Source organism: Salininema proteolyticum (assembly GCF_042685645.1).
GTDB lineage: Bacteria > Actinomycetota > Actinomycetes > Mycobacteriales > Micromonosporaceae > Salininema > Salininema proteolyticum.
The window spans coordinates 912001-930314 of sequence record NZ_JBHUNX010000001.1 but is presented as its reverse complement, the minus strand read 5'-3'; the positions used below and the strand labels follow the sequence as shown (position 1 = coordinate 930314).

Here is an 18314-nt window from a genome sequence, read left to right as displayed (position 1 = left end):
CCGTCCGATAGAGTGGCGCCCAACCGCATCCGCGACTTCAGGAGAACGCCATGGCCGCCCTCTTCACCACAGCCCTCGTCCTAGCCCTCCTGTCGGTCGGCATGACCGCCGGAGCCATGGCCGTCTACGCGCACGCGATCATGCCGGGCCTGCGCTCCTGCGACGACCGCACCCTCGTCGGCATGATGGTCCACGCCAACCGGGAGATCCTCAACGGCTGGTTCATCTCCGGCTTCCTCGGCACCGCCGTGTTCTCCCTCGCGGCCGCGATCCTCGGAGTCACCGCAAGCGGCGGCGCCGTCCTGGCCTGGACGCTCGTCGGCGCCGCCGGAGCACTGTCCATGGTGGTCATCACCGCTGCGGTGAACGTGCCTTTGAACAACGAGCTGGACGACGTCGACGTGGAGACCGCCTCCGAGACCGGGCTCGCCGAGGCCCGCCGGCGCTTCGAGGCCCGCTGGACCAAGTGGAACACCGTGCGGGCATTCAGCGCCTTCATCGGCTTCGCCGCCTTCGCCGTCGCCCTGGCCGTCGCCTGATCCCGCGGCCGGCGCCCTCCCCGAACAGCGGACGCGACCGCGAGGCGGCGCCTCACACCGCGACCGGCTCCCGCTCCCGCAACGGAATCGCCCCCCGCGACACCAACAGCGCCATGCCCGCCGAAGCGAGCGCGCCGATCCCCGCGAAGCACAGCCACATGGCCGTCGTCCCCCACGCGTCGAGAACCTGCCCGCCGACCATGTTCCCCGCGGTGATCCCGATACCGCCGACCGTCTGGTAGACGCCATAGTGGCGCCCCACCGACCGGCCGCCCGACAGCGCCACGACGGTGTCCATCTCCACCGGGAAGACCATGGCCGTGGCCAAGGTCAGGGCGACGCCGGAGGCCAGCACGCCGGCGAAAGTCCCCGCCGCCCCCAGATCGGTCGTCGACAGCAGCGGCGGAACCAGGAACGACCCGCTCAAGAGGACGATGCCCGCCGTCATCGTCGCTCCCCCGCCGAGGCGCCGCCGACACCATCCGCTCAGCGGCACCTGGAAGGCGATGGTGACCGCGCCGAAGACCGCGAAGAGCGCCGCCGTGGCCGTGGCCAGCGCCGTCCCGTCCCATCCCGCGTCGCGCAGGGCCAGCGGATACGCCAGGTAGACCTGGAAGTTGAGCAGGTACACCGCCGCCATGACGGCAGTGAAGGCGACGTAGGCCCTGTTGCGCGCCATCGCCTTCCAGGGGACCGTCTCGCGCCCGCCGTCCCGCGAGTCGTCCCGACCGGGCAGGAATGCCAGCTGGAGGAGCGTCAGGACCGCGAATATCGCCGCCGCGCCCAAGGCCGACGCCGTGAAGTCCCAGGCCGTCAGGGCCAGCCCCGCGACGGGGCCGACGAGCATTCCTGCCTGGAAGAACACGTTGAAGCAGGCGAAAGCCTCGACACGGCGCTCGCCGGCCTCCTCCGCCAGGTAGGTGCGGACGGCCGGGTTGAAGAGGGCGCCCGCTCCCCCGACCAGGAGGACGCCCGCCAGGAGGCCCGGGAGCGACTGCGACAGGCCGAGGCAGGCGAAGCCCGCGACGCGCAGCGCACACCCGGCGATGATGAGCGGCCGGGGGCCGAAGCGGTCGGTGAGCGCGCCGCCGACGGCGAACATGCCCTGCTGGCTGAAGTTCCTCAGCCCCAGGAGGAACCCGACGACCGCCCCGGCCAGCCCGAGGCCCGAGGACAGGTGCGCCGCGAGGAACGGCATGAGCATGTAGAAGCCCGCGTTGATGCCGAACTGGTTGACCATGAGCAGGCGCGCGGGGTGTGAGAACGTGGAGAAAGAGCGGATCGTCGAGCGCATCATCGGACGCCTCCCCCGGTACGAAGCCGGGCGGGTCCCGACGCGCCGCGAGACCGTCCCGTCTCGGCTTTCTCCCGGTCCCGGCTTCCACCCTCGTCGTCCGCGCCGGACCGGACCGGGTCCACGACGTTGAACGTGCGGCACCACGTCTCCGCCGTCTCCGCGAGCGGATCGGTTATCAGCCAGGGCTCCCGGGGCACCGAGACGTCCAGCAATCCGTGCTGTGCACAGTACTCGTCATTGAACACCGTTCCCGCGTATCGGTCGGGGCCGTCCGGGAAGACCGCAGCTATACGTGTTCCCGGCGGTTCGGTCCGGGCCAGGAAGTCCGCCACGGCCGCCACGGCACCCACGCTCCAGCCTCCGGTCGCGAAGTGGCGTGCCGCGAGCCCTCGCGCCTCGGCCACCGCCAAGTGCGGCGGAACCCAGTGGACCTCGGAGAACAGGCGGTGGTTCACATTGCGCGGGTGGATGCTCGACCCCAGGCCCCGCATCAGGCGGGGAGCCGCCGGCTGGCCGAAAACCGTGGACCCGACCGAGTCGACTCCCACCAGCCTCGCCCGCGGACAGTGCCGTCGGACCCCGGCGAAGGCCCCCGCCGAGTGTCCCCCCGTGCCCACCGCGCAGACGAGGACGTCCACACCGCCCAACCGTGCCACCAGCTCCTCCCCCAGAGGCTCGTAGCCTTCCGCGACATCGGGGTTGTGGTACTGGTCCGGGCACCACGATCCCGGCTCGGTGCGCAGCAGGCCGCGGACCGCCTCGCGGCGCGACTCCTGCCAACCGCCGGTCGGGTGCGCGCGCGGAACGATCACCAGCCGGGCGCCGAACGCGCGCAGCATGTGCCGCATGGACGGCTCCAGGCCCGGGTCGGCGACCAGGACGACCGGGTGCCCGCGGTGGATTCCCGCCAGGGCGAGTCCCAGGCCGAACGTGCCGGATGTCGACTCGACGATCGGGGCCCCGGGCGTCAGGTCTCCTCTGGCTCGGGCCCTTTCGACAAGGTGCAGCGCCGCGCGGTCCTTGATGCCGCCGGGGTTGCAGCCCTCCAGTTTGGCCCAGTAGCCGCGCTCGCCGTCGCCGATCCAGACGACGGGCGTGTCACCGACCAGGTCGGCCGTGCGGCCGCGGCGCGGTCCGCTCGCAGGCGGCCTGGTTCCGGGCAGGGTCGGGGTGTGGGCAGGGGTCTCCATGGTCATGAGGTATCTCCGTGTCCTTCGTTCTGACGTGCTGGTCGGTCTGAGAGCGGGGGCGTGCTCTAGATCAGCCAGACGGAGAGGAGAGTGCGGACGGGTACGGCGAGCCGGACGTCCGTCGCGGTCTTCGGCTCGGCGCGGTGGCCGTCCAGCGGACCGGACGCGTCGGCCGCGTCCTCGTCGACGGCGGTGTCGGAGTTGGGCGCGACCGAGGGCGCCACGTCCGTGCAGAACGTTCCGGTGTCCCCGTGCCCGGCGCAGTCGGCGTGCGAGGCCGGCGCGAATGCCGTCGCATGGACCGAGGCGGTGTGGTGGAGGCCGAGGGCGGCGAAGGCGAGCAGGACGACGGCGGCGAGGCGGACGAGGCTCAACGGGAGCATCCGGCCGCGAGCGTTGGCGTTCTGCTGCATAGTGCGCGGATCGTAGCAGGACGACGGGACTCGTGGCGGGAGGCGCGAGCGTGTCGTGCCGGGGCTCTGCGTCCGTGGCTCTGCGTCCGGGGCCCCGCGTTCCGGCACACGGGTTCAGCGTGCGGCCGAGTCCATCACCCACCTGATCCTCCGGACGGCTCGGTGCGGCAGAATCCCCTCGGCCTCGCGCAACGCGTCCGCCAACCTCGCCGTCAACCGCCGGTCGCGCAGAGCCGCCGCGGACCCCGTGCGGGCCGTCCGAGCGGGGTCCTCCAGCCTCAGGCGCGCGTCGTGGGCCAGTAGATCGTCCCGGTCTCGAACGTGCTCCAGGTCGACGAGCACTCCGTGCCAGAAGCCGCGCCGGCGCAGGACTCTGCCTACCGTCTTCCGCACGTGGCGCGGGTTCCCGGGGCCGCAGAGGCGTTCGAGCGAGGCGGGGTCCGGCATCGGCCCGACGTCTTCGAGGTAGTCCGCCACGGCCCTCACGACACGCGCCGAACCGTCCTCCAACAGGTCCACGATGGCGGGCACCCGGACATTGAAGCGACGCAGCGCCGCGATGGCGGCCGCCCGTACGCGCGGAGTCCCGTGCCCGAGGAATTCCACCAGGATGGAACTGTCGTCGGCACTGCCGCATACGGCGAGCCCCGACAGGGAGACGGCCGGATCGGGCAGTCCTTCCCTCAACGCGGTGCGATAGTGGTCGGCGGCATCGACGCCCGTCTTCGTACAGCCCCAGATGGCAACCGTCCGGACTCCGCTGTTCCCGTCCCGGAGGAAGGCCCGCAGGTCGACGTCCTCGTTCAGGCCGATGAGGACGGCCAGCGCCTCGGCTCGCGCTTCCGGAGCCTTCAGCCACAGGCAACGCCTCAAGGCGTCCGCGTCACCGTGCTCCTTGGCCGACGCTATGGCTCGCAACCCGAAATACCGGGTCACCCAGTCGTTGAAGGGGCCGGAGGCCAGCCGCTCCAGGGCTTCGGAGTCGAACCTGCCGGACGCGGCGAGGCGCCGTGCCAGCCAACGCGCGGAGGCCGGCGGGAGCTTCTCCAGGACTGCCAGGACCTCTTCGTCGCCGCGCCGCGACAGCTCCCCGTCGACGACCGCGACCGCTTCGACGCCGCGGATTCTGCCGTCCAGGATCGAGGCGGCGTCCACCGCGAAGACGAGAGAACCGGTGGTCGCGTTCGTGACCACTTCGGCGAAGGCGTCCAGCGCCGGCTCGCGCACCGCTCGAACATGGTCCGCGGTCCGCAGTCCGAGAATCGGAAGCAGCCGCGGGTCCCGCCTCATGAGCGGGTGGCGGACGGCGAGTTCACGGACGTGGCCGTTCATGGCCGCCGCCGCGACGGCCACGGCGAACGGCGTGGCGGCCAACGGCTCGTCCGGTCCGGCGGGAGCGGCGGCCGGAACGTGCCCGCTCCACGGGCGCCGCATACGCCAGTCGAAATCCGCCCAGAAGGCGGTACCGCCTTCCTCAGCGGAGCGGAAGAAGTCCTCACTGGACTCGGGGGTGAAGTAGTCGTCCACGCGCAGGCGCGAACCACGGGGGCGATCGCGGTACATGAGGGAATGATACTGAGTCGGACTCGCTCCGGTCGCCCGAGTTTCGACCGGAGCGATGACCGATGCCTCAGGAAGAGCAGCAGCCTCCGCCGTCGGCCGGGGCCTCGACGGGCTTGCGCCCCAGCGTCGGCATGCCCAGCGTGACTCCGGCCAGCTTCGGCTTGCGCCCCGCCTCCCACGAGTCGCCGGCCTTCGTGCGCCGCACATGACTCACCGGCTCGTCGGCGACGAGGTGGTGCGGCGCGCCGTAGGTGACCTTGGTGGTGATGACGTCGCCCGGGCGGATGCCCTCGGCGTTGTCGGTGATCTTCTCGCCGGTCTGCGTCACGGCGAAGTGAACGAGGCGCCCGTCGCGGGCGCGGCCGGACATGCGTCCGGTCTCGGCGTCCTTGCGCCCGTCGCCGACGGTCACGAGGACCTCGACGTCGCGCCCCTCGATCTTGCGGTTCTCCTCCCACGAGATCCGCTCTTGGAGGGCGATGAGGCGCTCATAGCGCTCCTGCACGACCTCCTTGGGGATCTGGTCCTCCATCTCCCCGGCGGGCGTCCCCGGACGGATGGAGTACTGGAAGGTGAAGGCGCTGGAGAAGCGGGACTTCTCGACCACCTCGAGGGTGGCCTGGAAGTCCTCCTCGGTCTCGCCGGGGAAGCCGACGATGATGTCGGTGGTGATGGCGGCGTCCGGCATGGCCTCGCGGACGTTCGCGATGATGTCGAGGAACTTGGAGCTGCGGTAGGAGCGGCGCATGTCCTTGAGCACCTTGTCGGAGCCGGACTGGAGCGGCATGTGCAGCGAGTGGCAGACGTTCGGCGTCTCGGCCATGGCGGCGATGACGTCGTCGGTGAAGTTGCGCGGGTGCGGGCTGGTGAATCGCACGCGCTCGAGCCCCTCGATCTCTCCGCAGGCGCGCAGGAGCTTGCCGAAGGCGAGCTTGTCGCCGAACTCGACGCCGTAGGTGTTGACGTTCTGGCCCAGCAGTGTCACCTCGGAGACGCCCTCGTCGGCCAGCGCGCGGACCTCGGCCAGGATCTCGCCGGGACGGCGGTCCTTCTCCTTGCCGCGCAGGGACGGCACGATGCAGAAGGTACAGGTGTTGTTGCAGCCCACGGAGATCGACACCCAGCCGGAGTAGGTGGACTCGCGCTTGGTGGGGAGGGTCGACGGGAAGGTCTCCAGGGACTCGAGGATCTCGACCTCGGCCGCCTTGTTGTGGCGGGCGCGCTCCAGCAGGGTCGGGAGGGCGCCGATGTTGTGGGTGCCGAAGACGGCGTCGACCCACGGGGCCCTCTTGACGATCTCGCCGCGGTCCTTCTGGGCGAGGCAGCCGCCGACGGCGATCTGCAGGTCGGGGTTGGCGGTCTTGGCCGGGCGCAGCTGCCCGAGGTTGCCGTAGAGGCGGTTGTCCGCGTTCTCGCGGACGGCGCAGGTGTTGAAGACGATGACGTCGGGGGTCTCGGTCCCGGCCGGCGCGGGCGCGTAGCCGGCCTCTTCGAGCAGGCCGCCGATGCGCTCGGAGTCGTGGACGTTCATCTGGCACCCGAAGGTGCGCACTTCATAGGTCTTGGTTTCGGTCATCTCCCGCGTGGTCACCAGTCCAGGATACGCGGGGGCCTCCGGACAGGCCAAAGGCCGACCCTGGGTGTTACCCCACGGCCGGCCTTCGGATGACTGTCAGGGACCCGCGTAGCAGACGACGTGGGTGGCTTCCTCGTCGAGGTTCGCCAGGGAGCCGTAGAACTCCGTGCCGGAGGGGCAGCTCTCATTGGCGACGGTCTCGACCTCGGTCGTGGAGGCCGTCGGAGGGTCGAGGGGCAGGTACTCCAGAACCTTGGCGTCGGCGTTCTCGTCCGAGCAGTCGAGGGTGTACCAACCGGTGCTGTCGTAGCTGTCGAAGCACTCTCCGACCTCCGGCACCTTGGGCGTGCGGCCCTCGTCGTCCGGCTTGTCGAGGGCCTTCAGGCACAGCACCTGTGCGATCTCGCGGGAGGTCATGTCGTAGAGGTAGGTGCCGAAGGAGTGGAACACCCCCGGCTCCGTGACGTTGAAGCTCTCGCCGCAGGCCTCGCCGATGATGCGGTTCTCCTCGGCGGTGTCGAAGGTCCGCTCGTAGTTCTTGTCGGAGACGTCGACGTTCTTGTCGACCTTGTAGTACGCCTCGGCGGTGTCGCAGGAGACGGCCTCGATGTCCGTGCTGCTGCCTTCGGCGTCCTCCTGGGTCAGGCACTCGCCCTCGGGGATGGAGGCCATCTGGTCTTGGGCCTTGTCCGTTCCGCTGTCGCCCAGGAAGAACTTGATGATCGCGAAGACGATCGCCACGATGACGACGGCGCCACCGGACAGGATCTTCATGAGCATGCCCTTGCCGCCGCCACTGCCGGACGGGGGCGGAGGCGGGGGCATGCCCGGGCCGCCCTGGACCGGGGGCGGCATGCTTCCGGGAGGCGGGGGCGGCGTCTGCCCGTATCCGGGCGGCTGGCCGCCGGGGGGCGGACCCTGGGGCGCGCCGTAGCCGGGCTGCTGTCCGTACCCCGGCTGCTGGGGAGGCTGTCCGGGCTGGCCGGGCTGTCCGGGAGGCGGGTAGCCGGGCTGCTGGCCCTGGGGCGGCTGCGGTGGGTAAGTCACTGTGTTTAACCGTTTCTTTCAGGCACTTGTCATTTGTTCGCCAGCGGTGCTCGCGATGTGCGTTCTCAGGTCGGAAGGGTGTTCCGACCCCACCCGTGCGGGAGCCGGCGTCTCCCGGCGAGTCGGGGCGGGAGGCGGGGCGGGCCGGAAACGGGTCGTCAAGAGAACCTCAGTATAGGAATCCTCTGAGAGAGGTAGTAGAGCGACCCTCACTTTCCTCGCACACGTTACACAGCCTACGCAAACGCGCCGACAAAACCGCCCGGCACGCGAAAGCCCAGGTCCACCATGGAGGGAGGACCTGGGCCCGTGCCTTGTCATGCGCCGGAAGGGCGCCGGGTGCCACCGGCGAGGCTAACCGGTGATCCGGTCCAGGATCAGCGAGCCGCGCTCGACCGGGGCGTCGCCGACGGTCCACTGGCCGCGCAGCGATTCCTCGGCGGCCTCGAAGCGCTCCGGCGTGTCGGTGTGGAGGCGGAAGACGGTCTCGCCCGCCTTCACCGGCTCGCCGACGGTCTTGAGGATCTCCACGCCCGCGCCGAACTGCACCGGCTCGCCCTGGCGGGTCCGGCCCGCGCCGAGCCTCCAGCCGGCGACGCCCACGGCGTAGGCGTCCATCGTCGCGATGTGGCCGTCCTTGTCCGCCTTGACCTCCACCGTCTCCGCGGCGACCGGGAGCGGGGCGTCGTTGTCGCCGCCCTGCGCGGCGACCATGCGGCGCCACACGTCCATGGCGCGGCCGTCCTGCAGCGCGGCGGCCGGGTCCGCGTCGGGCTGCCCGGCGGCGGCGAGCATCTCGCGCGCCAGCTCGACGGTCAGCTCCACCACGTCGGCCGGTCCGCCGCCGGCGAGCACCTCGATCGACTCGCGCACCTCGAGCGCGTTGCCGACGGTGCGCCCCAGCGGGATCGACATGTCGGTCAGCAGGGCGCCGGTCTTCACGCCGTGGTCCGAGCCCAGGCGGACCATGGTCCGGGCCAGCTCGCGGGCCTGCTCCAGGTCCTTCATGAAGGCGCCGGGGCCGACCTTGACGTCGAGGACGAGCGAGTCGGTGCCCTCGGCGATCTTCTTGGACATGATCGAGGAGGCGATCAGCGGGATGGCCTCGACGGTGCCGGTGATGTCGCGCAGCGCGTAGAGCTTGCGGTCGGCCGGAGCCAGGTCCTTCGAGGCGGCGCAGACGATCGCGCCGATGTCGCGCAGCTGGTCGGCGATTCCCTCCTCGGAGAAGTGGACGTTGAAGTCCTTGATCGACTCCAGTTTGTCGAGGGTGCCGCCGGTGTGGCCGAGACCGCGGCCGGACAGCTGCGGCACCGCGACGCCGAAGGCGGCGACGAGCGGGGCCAGCGGGAGGGTGATCTTGTCCCCCACGCCGCCGGTCGAGTGCTTGTCGGAGGTCGGGCGGCCCACGCCCGACAGGTCCAGGCGGACGCCCGAGGCGATCATGGCGGCGGTCCAGTCGGCGATCTCGCGGGCGTTGGCGCCCTGCAGGAAGATCGCCATCGCCAGCGCCGACATCTGCTCGTCGGCGACGTCCCCCGAGGTGTAGTGCGCGATCATCCAGTCGATCTGCTCGGTGGTCAGCTCGCCGCCGTCGCGCTTGGTGCGGATGACGTCGATTGCGGTGATCATGTGTGTGTTCCCCTCAGCTCTGATGGGTGGTGGAAAGCGTCGAGGCCGCCCGGTCCGGGCGGCCTCGACGGTCGTTTCAGGAGTCCAGGTGCCCCGGGCCGAAGGCCCCGGGCAGGAGGGCCCCGACCGTGGTCGGGCCCCCCTCCGCGTCCACGAGGCACTCGGCCCCGCCGTGCTCGAAGAGCAGCTGCCGGCAGCGGCCGCAGGGCGTCAGCGGGGCCCCCGCCCCGTCGACGCACGCCATGGCGAGGAGACGGCCCCCGCCGGTGGCGTGCAGTCGGGAGACCAGGCCGCACTCGGCGCACAGGGTCAGCCCGTAGGAGGCGTTCTCGACGTTGCAGCCGGAGACGGTCCGGCCGTCGTCGACGAGCGCCGCGGCGCCCACCGGGTACTTCGAGTAGGGAACGTAGGCGTGGCGCATGGCCTCACGCGCCTCTTCGCGCAGGCGCTCCCAGTCGATCTCCACGGCGGCCACCTACTTGTCCCCCGGCTGGTACGGTGTGCCGTCGGCCTTGGGGGCCACGGCCTTTCCGATCAGCCCGGCGACCACCACGAGGGTGACGGCGTAGGGCAGCATGGACAGGAACTCGGTCGGGATGACGTTGCCGTCCACCGAGTTCAGGTAGGTCGCCAGGGCGGTGAAGAAGCCGAACACCAGGGCGCCGGCGAGGACGCCGATCGGGTTCCAGCGGCCCACGATCATGACGGCGAGGGCGACGAAGCCCAGCCCCGCGGTCATGTTCTTGGTGAAGCCCACCGAGTTGGCGATCGTGAAGAACGCGCCGCCGAAGCCGGACAGGGCGCCCGCGCAGGTGACGTTCCAGAACCGCAGGCGGTTAACGTTGATGCCGACGGAGTCGGACGCCGCCGGGTGCTCGCCGACCGAGCGGGTCCGCAGGCCCCAGCGGGTGCGGAACAGCAGGAACCACAGCACGAACACCGCGGCGATCGCGATGTACACGAAGATGTTCTGGCGGAACAGCACCGGGCCGAGGACCGGGATGTCGGTGAGGAAGCCCAGTCCGATGGAGTCCCAGAAGCCCGTCATGCTCGGCACCCCGTGCGAGACGTTCAGCGAGTTGTCCTGGCGCATGACCCGCTCGTAGAGGAAGCCGGTGAGGCCCACGGCGAGCAGGTTCAGGATGACGCCCGTGACGACCTGGTTGACGGCGAAACGGGTCGCGAGCCAGGCCAGCAGCAGGGTCGACAGCATGCCGGAGACGGCCGCGGCGGCCATGCCGAAGTACGCGTTGTCGGTGATCGACGCGATCAGCGCGGCGGTGAAGGCCCCGGTCAGGAACTGGGCCTCGATGCCGATGTTGATGACGCCGGAGCGCTCGCTCACGACGCCGGCCAGGGCCCCGAAGATGTAGGGCAGGGCCTGGAACAGCGTTCCCGCCAGCAGGAACTCGACCGGGATGGCCGCGCCCGGGGGCATGGCCCACGAGATCGCGCCGACGACCAGCGCCAGCAGCGCGACCCCGATGCCGATCTTGTAGAGCGTCTTGGGGATCCCCACGAGGAAGGCCACGCCGATGGCCGCGGCCACGGCGCTGAGCACCAGGACGACGGTCAGGGTGTCGGCCTCCCACCGGGCGGACACGGTCTGCCCGAGGGTGTAGGCGGTGGTGCGGTCGCTGTCAGCCCAGAGGTAGGCCGCCAGGCCGAACAGGACGCCCAGGGCGAGGAGCATGACGCCCGCCTTGGGGTGCGTTCCGGTGCCGTTCTGGGCGGCGGGGCGCTCCAGCTCGGGCCGGTTTTCGGTGACAGTCATCGTCGACTACCATCCCTTCGCTTCGAGCATGGTCATGCCGCCGGCGGGCGTCCGCAGGTGCAGCAGGGACTTGACGAGCGCCGGGGCGGCGATGAAGAGCACGATCACCGCTTGCAGCAGGGTCGACATCTCCACCGGGATCGCCGGCTGCATGTACAGGGTTCCGGCCTTCAGCGCGCCGAACAGGAGCGCGGCGCCGATGATGCCGCCGGGCTTGGCGCGGCCGAGGAGGGCCACGGTGATGCCGTCGAAGCCGTACTCCGCGGCGCTGCCCGGGTTGACCTGGTAGGGGTCGAGGCCGAGCACGAGGCTCGCTCCGCCGAGTCCGGCGAGGAGGCCCGCGACGCCCATGGTCGTGGTGTAGGTGCGTCCGATGTTCATGCCGGCGGTCTGCGAGGCGTGCTCGTTGGCGCCGACGGCGCGGATGCGGTAGCCGAAGGTCGACTTCTGCAGCAGCCACCAGACGACGAAGGCCAGCACGCCGCCGAGGATGATGCCCCAGCTGACGCGCAGCCCCGGTCCCGCCCATTCGAGCAGCTGGGGCAGGCGCGCCGACTCGGCGGCCGGCTTGGAGACCAGCTCCTTCTGGGTGGTGGAGTGGATGAACGCCGTCGAGAGGGCCCAGACCAGGAAGTACCCGGCGATGTTGTTGAGCATGATCGAGGAGATGACCTCGTGGGCTCCGGTCTTCGCCTTCAGGAAGCCGGGCACGGCCCCGAAGAGGAATCCGGCGGCGGCTCCGGCCAGCAGCGCGACCGGCAGGTGGATCCACAGCGGCAGGTCGAAGTAGAACCCGGCCACGAGCGCGGCGAGCATGCCGAGCACGAACTGGCCCTGGGCACCGATGTTGAACAGCCCGGCGCGGAAGGCCAGGCCGACGGCGAGGCCGGTGAACACCAGCGGGGTGGCGTAGGTCAGCGTCTCCGAGATCGGGCGCAGCACCTGGGCCAGGCTGGCGTCGCCCTGCATGTACTGCTCGACGCGCTCGAAGTTGAGGATCGATCCGCGGAACAGGTCGGTGTAGGCGGAGGCGACGGCGTTCCAGGAGGAGGTGAGCGCGTCGCCGGGGGCGGCGAAGAAGTACGTCCACGTCTGGCGGACGCCGGGGTCGGAGACGATGATGAGGATCGCCCCGATGAAGAAGGCGAGCAGAAGCGAGTAGATCGTCACCATGACGCCGTTGGCCTCGGTCAGGTAACGGAAGAAGGTCGACGCGAAGGTCGGCTTCCTCTGCTCGGGGGCCTGGGGCGTTCCCTCCGTCTCGGCGGGGGCCTCGGGCTGCTTGTCGGCTTTACTGCTCACGGTCACCTCCCTGGGCTGGGTCGGAGTCGTCGGTCCCTGCGGACCCGGTCGTGTCGGCCTGATCGTCCGCGGTCTCGCCCGCGTCCTCGCCGGAGGCCTTGCCGGCGGGCTCGCCGGCCGTCTTGTCGTCGGCGGTCCGGTGGCCCACCATGAGCCGGCCGATCTCCTCCCTCGGGGTGTCGGGCGAGACCTCGCCGACGATCTGCCCGTTGTAGATGACCGCGACGCGGTCGGAGAGGGAGAGGATCTCGTCCAGCTCGGCGGAGATGAGGAGGATGCCGGTCTCGGCGTCGCGCTCCTCGATCAGGCGCTTGTGGATGAACTCGATCGCGCCGACGTCGACGCCGCGCGTGGGCTGCGCGGCCACCATGACGCGGCGGGGACGGGACATCTCGCGGGCGATGATGACCTTCTGCTGGTTGCCTCCCGAGAGCGAGGAGACGCTCTCGTCGGGCCCCTGGGTGCGGATGTCGAAGTCCTCGATGGACTCCTCGGCCCTCTTCACGACCGCGGCGTGGTCGACCACGCCGTTCTTCGAGTAGGGGTGGTTGCGGTACTGGTTGAGGACCATGTTCTCGGCGACCGTGAAGTCGGCGACCAGGCCGTCGCGGCCGCGGTCCTCGGGGATGTAGCCGAGCCCGCCGTCGATGCGGCGGTCCGGGCTCCACCGGGTCACCTCGGTGCCGTTCATGGCGATCTTCCCGGAGTCGGCCTTGACGGTGCCGAGCACGGCGCGCGCCAGCTCGGTCTGCCCGTTGCCCTCCACGCCGGCCAGGCCGACGATCTCTCCGGCCCGCACCTGCAGGTTCAGTCCGTCGACGGCGGCCAGGCCGCGGTCGTCGTAGACGACGAGGTCCTCGATGTCGAGGGCGACGTCGCCGGGCTTCGCCGGGGTCTTGTCCACCTGCAGGGAGACGGCGCGGCCGACCATGGCGCTGGCCAGCTCGGTCTCGCTGTCCTCGGGGGAGACCTCGGCGACGACCTTGCCGCGCCGGATGACGGTGATGGTGTCCGCCACCGCCTTGACCTCTTTGAGCTTGTGGGAGATGAAGATGATGGACATGCCCGACTTGGCGAGGTTCCGCATGATGTCGAGCAGTTCCTCGACCTCGGCGGGGGTGAGCACGGCGGTCGGCTCGTCGAGGATCAGCAGCTCCGTCTCTCCGGAGAGCGCCTTGACGATCTCGATTCGCTGCTGGACGCCGACCGGGAGGTCGTCGCAGACGGCGTCGGGGTCGAGTTTCAGGCCGTAGCGCTCCGACACGTCGAGGACGGCCTTGCGGGCCGCCTTGCGGTCGAGGACGCCGCCCTTGACGTGCTCGCGTCCCAGCTGCACGTTGTCGGCGACGCTGAAGGGTCCGACCAGTTTGAAGTGCTGGTGCACCATACCGATGCCGGAGTCGATCGCGTCGCCGGGCGAACGGAAGCGCACGGGCTCGTCGTCGATGAGGATCTCGCCGCTGGTGGGCTCCAGGATCCCGTACAGCATGTTCATCAGGGTGGACTTACCGGCGCCGTTCTCGCCGAGAATGGCGTGGATCTGCCCCGGCTCGACGATGAGGTCGATGTCATCGTCGGCGGTAAACGAGCCGAACTTCTTTGTCAGCCCCTTCAGTTCAAGTCGCAAGATTTCTTCCTTGAAACGGATGTGATGCGCTGATGGGAGGGTGGCGGCCCGGCGGGCCGCCACCCGTGCAATGTCTTGCGGAGGCCTTTACTCCTCGGACGGGGCCGAGGGGGACTCCACCGTGATGTCGCCGGAGATGATCTGTTCCTTCAGGTCTTCGACCTGGTCCTTCAGTTCAGAGGGGACCTGGTCGTCGAAGTCGTGGAACGGAGCCAGCTCGACGCCGTCGTTCTCCAGCGTGCCCACGTAGCGGCCGCCCTTGTCGCCCTCGTCGTAGGCGTTCTGGAGGGCCACCTGGACGGCGGCGGAGATGTTCTTCATGGAGGAGGTCAGGACGAACTCCCGGTACTCCTCGGGAAGGGCCTCGTAGCCGTCGGCGTCGACCCAGACCATGGAGACGTCGCCGCCCGCGGCCTCGACCGCGGAGGCGCCGCCGAGGCCGACGGGGCCGGCCACCGGCAGGATGATGTCGGCGCCCTGGGCGATGAAGTTCTCGGTCAGGCTCTTGCCCTTCGAGGAGTCCTCGAAGTCGCCGGTGAAGGAGCCCTCCTGCTTCTCGACGTCCCATCCGAGGATCTTGACGTCGTCATCGTTGTCCTCGTTGTACTGCTCGACGCCGTCGACGTAGCCGTCCATGAAGATGGTGACCGGCGGGATCTGCATGCCGCCCCACGTCGCGATGGTGCCCGAGTCGCTCATTCCGGCGGCGGCGTAGCCGGCCAGGAAGGAGGACTCGGCGGCGTTGAACTCCATGGAGTAGACGTTCTCGGCGTCCACGTGGCCGTCGACGATCCCGTAGCGCTGCTCGGGGTTCTGCTCGGCGATGTCGGTGATGGGCTTTTCCATGAGCCCGCCGACGCCGATCACGATGTTGCAGTCGCGGCCGGTGGCGTTGCTCAGGTTCGGGGCGAAGTCGTCCGAGTTGTTGGACTGGAAGTAGGTGGCGAAGATGTCGTCGTTGTCGTCGACGGCGGCCTTGAAGCCCTCCCAACCCGACTCGTTGAACGAGCGGTCGTCGATTCCGCCCGAGTCGGTGACCATGCAGGCCTTGAAAGAGGCGTCTTTGTTGCCGTATTCGTTGCCGGAACCGCCGTTGTCCTTGTCAGTCGGCGGCTGGCCACAGGCAGAGAGTAGGGCAAGGCTCGCGGCGGCACTGCCGGCGAGCGCAACTTTAAAGCTGGATTTGATAGCTCCCATGCCTCTAATAATCATCCTATGATCGGCTTAATGACGACTGTTGTAGCCAAATCGTTATGGAATCATCCTGTGAGCTTAACCAACTCTCGTAGGATCCTCCCAGGAAACTGGGGGAATGCCGCTCCAGAGGCCGATGCGGCGGAAATTCGCGTACCGCTAGGTAGTATATCCGGATCCAAGAATACCAATATACAGCGCGATGGGGAACTTTGCCCCACGTCTCAGGCCGACGTCACAGTGCATTCCCAGTGTGCATTGTGCACGGGCGGGAACGCGGCATCGGAAAGGCCCCGGTCCCCGCGCACTGCGACTGCACGGGGGCCGGGGCCGAAGGGCCGTTCGGTGGGCTAGACCTCCGCTAGGGCGTCCGACCGACGCGCCGAACCCCCCAGTCCGGTCCGGGCCGAGCCGATCCACGCGGTGAGCGCGCCGGCGCCGGCCAGGGCCGCGCCCGCCCACAGGACGGAGGTGACGACCAGGTCGTCGACCAGGAGTCCGCCCGCGAACGAGGCGACCGCGATGGACAGGTTGAAGAAGAAGGTGTTGATGGCGGTGGAGACCTCGGCCGCCTCGGGGGCGGCGCGCAGGTACCAGGTCTGCACGGCCGGGGAGAGGAGGCCGAAGGCCAGTCCCCACAGGACCATGGTGGCCGCGGCGGTGCCCAGGTTGACCGGGATCAGGGCCATGCCCACCATCGCGCCGGCGAGCGAGCCGGCGATGAGGTAGAGGGTCCCCTTGAGGCTCTTGTCGATGATGACGGCGGCCAGGCCGTTGCCGGTCAGTCCCGCGACGCCGTAGACGAGCAGCAGCATGCCGACCTGGGCGGCGGTGATTCCCTCGTCCTGGAGGACGGGCCGCACGTAGGTGTAGGCGATGAAGTGGCTGCCGACGAACAGCGCGGTCAGGAGGCCGCCGAAGCGGACGCCCTTGTTGGTGCGGATGAGGTCGGGCAGGGCCCGGAAGCGGACCGACCCGGTCGACGGCAGCTTCGGCACGAAGGCCAGGAGTCCGAGGAAGGCCAGTCCGGCGAGGCCGGCGACGGCCCAGAAGGCGGCGCGCCAGCCGAAGGCGTCGCCGAGGATGGTCACCAGCGGAACGCCGGCGACGGCGGCCGCGCCGCTGCCGCCGTAGACGAGGGCGATGGCCTTGCTGGTCTTTCCCTGGGGCGCGATGCGCGGGGCGATGCCGCCGGCGATCGACCAGAATCCGCCGGTGGCGATGCCGACGAGCAGGCGGGCGGCGAGGATGGCACCGAAGGCGGAGGAGACGGCCGAGACGATGTTGGCGCCCACGACCAGGAGGCTGAGGATCATGAGGACCTTGCGCCGGTCGGCTCTCGCCGTGGCGACGGTCAGGATGGGGGCGGAGATCGCGGCGGCGAGTCCGGGGACGGTGACCATGAGGCCGGCCCGTCCCTCGCTGACGGCGAGTCCGTCGGCGATGGGGGTCAGGAGGCCTACGGGGAGGATCTCGGAGGTCACGAAGGTGAAAACTCCGAGGGCCACGGCCAGGGGCGCCAGCCAGGTGGCGCCGCGGTCGGCCTCGGGGGCGGCGGGGCCGCCGGCGGTGGCGCCGCGTTCGGTGTCGGTGTCGAGTGCTGTCACAGTGGTGCCCTTTCACGGAGTGGGGGGCGTTCGGCCCGCGCTTTTCAGGTCGCGTGCCGTACCGGTCCACCACTCGGTGCGGGCTGTGTGACGTGCTCGGTGCAGGGCGGCCCGGCCCTCCGGATGGGAGCGCCGTCTCCGACCGGTCCGACTGTGTCCGGACCCTGGTGGTGCATCTCGCTGCGTCGCGTCCCGGAATCGCGGAGCCCGGGCTCGCCCGGCTTCCGAAATTCATGGGATGACTTTTATTGTGCTCGCCGCCGGGGCGAGTTTCAAGTGAGTTCGGGCCAATGGTTAGCCAATTAACAGCGGCGGGGCGGGGAGCGGACCCGTTCCGGCCCGCTCTCCGCCCCGTCGTCTCGGGTCCCGCCGCTACAGCTCGGGGCTGGAGGGGGAGTCCAGCTCGATGTCGCCCTGGATCAGCTCGGCGCGCAGCTCGTCGAGCTCGCTCAGCAGCTTGTTCGGCACGTCCGACTGGTAGGTGTGGAACTCGCTCATCCCCACCCCGCTGTTGGACAGGTCTCCCAGGTAGGAGCCGTCGGTGGCCCCTCCGGCGAAGGCGTCGTCGATGGCCTTCTCGACGGCTCCGGCGATGTTCTTCACCGAGGAGGTGAGGATCTGCGCGCAGCTGTCCGGCATGGCGTCGCAGCCGTCGCGGTCGACCCAGACGACCCGCACGTCGCCGGCCTCTTCGGCCGCCTCGACCGCGCCGATCCCGGCGGTGCCGCCCACAGAGTGGATGATGTCGACGTCCTCGGCGATGTAGTCCTCGCTCAGCTCCCGACCGGCGTCGGCGTCCTCGAAGCTGTCGATGAAGTTGCCCTCGCGGGAGTCGGGGTCCCAACCGACGACCTCGACGCTCTCGCCCTTGGCCTCGTTGTAGTGCTCGACGCCGCGCACGAAGCCGTCCATGAAGACGGTGACCGGCGGGATGTCCATGCCGCCCCAGGTGCCGACCTTGTCCGACTCGCTCATCTCGGCGGCGGCGTAGCCGGTGAGGAAGGAGGACTGGGCGGGGTCGAACTCGATGGAGTAGACGTTGGGGAGGTCGACGCGGCCGTCGACGAGCGCGAACCGGGTCTCGGGATTGGCCTCGGCGACGGCCTCGAGGTCCTCGGCCATGAGCGCTCCCACGCCGACGATGAGTTCGCAGTCGTCGTTGACGAGCTGCTCGAGGTTGGGCCGGAAGTCCTCCTCGGACTCGGAGGCCGCGTAGTCGACCTCGATCTGGGAGTTGCCGTAGGCGGCCTGCTGGAATCCGTTCCAGGCGGCCTCGTTGAAGCTGCGGTCGTCGACCTCGCCGGAGTCGGTGACCATGCAGGCGTCGAAGTCGGCGCCGGCGGAGGCCCGGTCCTCGTCGCCGGACCCGCAGGCGGCGAGGCCGAGCACGGCCACCGCGGCGATGCCGCCGAGCCGCTTGAGGGGAAGGTCTTCGGCGGGGGTGCGTGTTGCGGAGATCGGGTAGAATGGAAGGTTGTTCCTGGTCGACATGAGGCAATATTCGTCCCATGATAGGCCTTGCCGCACCCTTTGTAATGAAATCGTTATCGCGC

At 69.8% G+C, this 18314-nt stretch carries 14 protein-coding genes and 1 pseudogene; 1 reads left to right on the top strand and 14 read right to left on the bottom strand.

Going from position 1 to position 18314, the window contains the following annotated elements:
• Positions 1-50 precede the first annotated feature (50 nt).
• On the top strand, positions 51-539 hold the full coding sequence (locus tag ACFTE1_RS04420; protein ID WP_380618618.1) for an anthrone oxygenase family protein: 489 nt from the start codon (positions 51-53) through the stop codon (positions 537-539).
• 52 nt (positions 540-591) lie between these two features.
• On the opposite strand, the gene ACFTE1_RS04415 is transcribed toward ACFTE1_RS04420, so the two are convergent.
• From ACFTE1_RS04415 to ACFTE1_RS04350, 14 genes and pseudogenes are all read right to left on the bottom strand, one after another.
• On the bottom strand, positions 592-1836 hold the full coding sequence (locus tag ACFTE1_RS04415; RefSeq protein ID WP_380618620.1) for an MFS transporter: 1245 nt from the start codon (positions 1834-1836) through the stop codon (positions 592-594).
• Positions 1833-3032, bottom strand: coding sequence for a PLP-dependent cysteine synthase family protein (locus tag ACFTE1_RS04410; protein ID WP_380618622.1), 1200 nt, complete (start codon positions 3030-3032; stop codon positions 1833-1835). The genes ACFTE1_RS04415 and ACFTE1_RS04410 overlap by 4 nt, the downstream gene beginning before the upstream one ends.
• A 59-nt stretch (positions 3033-3091) precedes the next feature.
• The gene (locus ACFTE1_RS04405) at positions 3092-3439 is read right to left on the bottom strand and encodes a hypothetical protein (RefSeq protein ID WP_380618624.1); all 348 of its coding nucleotides are present in this window, start codon (positions 3437-3439) and stop codon (positions 3092-3094) included.
• Positions 3440-3553: 114 nt separating this feature from the next.
• Positions 3554-5002 carry a HEAT repeat domain-containing protein gene (locus tag ACFTE1_RS04400; protein ID WP_380618626.1) on the bottom strand — a complete coding sequence of 483 codons (1449 nt, stop codon included), beginning with the start codon at positions 5000-5002 and terminating at the stop codon, positions 3554-3556.
• A 67-nt stretch (positions 5003-5069) separates the two neighbouring features.
• The gene (miaB, locus tag ACFTE1_RS04395) at positions 5070-6578 is read right to left on the bottom strand and encodes a tRNA (N6-isopentenyl adenosine(37)-C2)-methylthiotransferase MiaB (protein WP_380618678.1); all 1509 of its coding nucleotides are present in this window, start codon (positions 6576-6578) and stop codon (positions 5070-5072) included.
• A 96-nt stretch (positions 6579-6674) separates the two neighbouring features.
• Complete coding sequence (locus ACFTE1_RS04390) at positions 6675-7625, bottom strand: hypothetical protein (RefSeq protein WP_380618628.1); 951 nt, start codon at positions 7623-7625, stop codon at positions 6675-6677.
• Positions 7626-7979: 354 nt separating this feature from the next.
• Entirely contained in the window at positions 7980-9257 is a 1278-nt protein-coding gene (locus tag ACFTE1_RS04385; protein ID WP_380618630.1) for a thymidine phosphorylase, read from the bottom strand.
• 79 nt (positions 9258-9336) lie between these two features.
• Positions 9337-9723 (bottom strand): annotated as a pseudogene (locus ACFTE1_RS04380) (cytidine deaminase); the annotation flags it as partial.
• A gap of 9 nt (positions 9724-9732) precedes the next feature.
• Positions 9733-11031: an ABC transporter permease gene (locus ACFTE1_RS04375; protein WP_380618632.1), complete on the bottom strand. Its 1299-nt coding sequence runs from the start codon at positions 11029-11031 to the stop codon at positions 9733-9735.
• Between the two features lie 6 nt (positions 11032-11037).
• Positions 11038-12333: an ABC transporter permease gene (locus ACFTE1_RS04370; RefSeq protein ID WP_380618634.1), complete on the bottom strand. Its 1296-nt coding sequence runs from the start codon at positions 12331-12333 to the stop codon at positions 11038-11040.
• Complete coding sequence (locus ACFTE1_RS04365) at positions 12323-13960, bottom strand: ABC transporter ATP-binding protein (RefSeq protein ID WP_380618636.1); 1638 nt, start codon at positions 13958-13960, stop codon at positions 12323-12325. The genes ACFTE1_RS04370 and ACFTE1_RS04365 overlap by 11 nt, the downstream gene beginning before the upstream one ends.
• Before the next feature lie 87 nt (positions 13961-14047).
• Positions 14048-15157: a BMP family lipoprotein gene (locus ACFTE1_RS04360; RefSeq protein ID WP_380618638.1), complete on the bottom strand. Its 1110-nt coding sequence runs from the start codon at positions 15155-15157 to the stop codon at positions 14048-14050.
• 347 nt (positions 15158-15504) lie between these two features.
• Positions 15505-16761 (bottom strand): MFS transporter, encoded by a 1257-nt coding sequence (locus ACFTE1_RS04355; protein WP_380618640.1) that lies wholly within the window; start codon positions 16759-16761, stop codon positions 15505-15507.
• Positions 16762-17133: 372 nt separating this feature from the next.
• Positions 17134-18252, bottom strand: a complete 1119-nt coding sequence (locus tag ACFTE1_RS04350; RefSeq protein ID WP_380618642.1) for a BMP family lipoprotein — start codon at positions 18250-18252, stop codon at positions 17134-17136.
• Positions 18253-18314: the final 62 nt, after the last annotated feature.

Excerpts from the sequence above, each read along its gene's own strand:
- ACFTE1_RS04420 (WP_380618618.1), top strand. The coding sequence starts at position 51 with ATGGCCGCCCTCTTCACCACAGCCCTCGTCCTAGCCCTCCTGTCGGTC.
- ACFTE1_RS04415 (WP_380618620.1), bottom strand. The coding sequence starts at position 1,836 with ATGATGCGCTCGACGATCCGCTCTTTCTCCACGTTCTCACACCCCGCG.
- ACFTE1_RS04410 (WP_380618622.1), bottom strand. The coding sequence starts at position 3,032 with ATGACCATGGAGACCCCTGCCCACACCCCGACCCTGCCCGGAACCAGG.
- ACFTE1_RS04405 (WP_380618624.1), bottom strand. The coding sequence starts at position 3,439 with ATGCAGCAGAACGCCAACGCTCGCGGCCGGATGCTCCCGTTGAGCCTC.
- ACFTE1_RS04400 (WP_380618626.1), bottom strand. The coding sequence starts at position 5,002 with ATGTACCGCGATCGCCCCCGTGGTTCGCGCCTGCGCGTGGACGACTAC.
- miaB (WP_380618678.1), bottom strand. The coding sequence starts at position 6,578 with ATGACCGAAACCAAGACCTATGAAGTGCGCACCTTCGGGTGCCAGATG.
- ACFTE1_RS04385 (WP_380618630.1), bottom strand. The coding sequence starts at position 9,257 with ATGATCACCGCAATCGACGTCATCCGCACCAAGCGCGACGGCGGCGAG.
- ACFTE1_RS04375 (WP_380618632.1), bottom strand. The coding sequence starts at position 11,031 with ATGACTGTCACCGAAAACCGGCCCGAGCTGGAGCGCCCCGCCGCCCAG.
- ACFTE1_RS04360 (WP_380618638.1), bottom strand. The coding sequence starts at position 15,157 with ATGGGAGCTATCAAATCCAGCTTTAAAGTTGCGCTCGCCGGCAGTGCC.
- ACFTE1_RS04350 (WP_380618642.1), bottom strand. The coding sequence starts at position 18,252 with ATGTCGACCAGGAACAACCTTCCATTCTACCCGATCTCCGCAACACGC.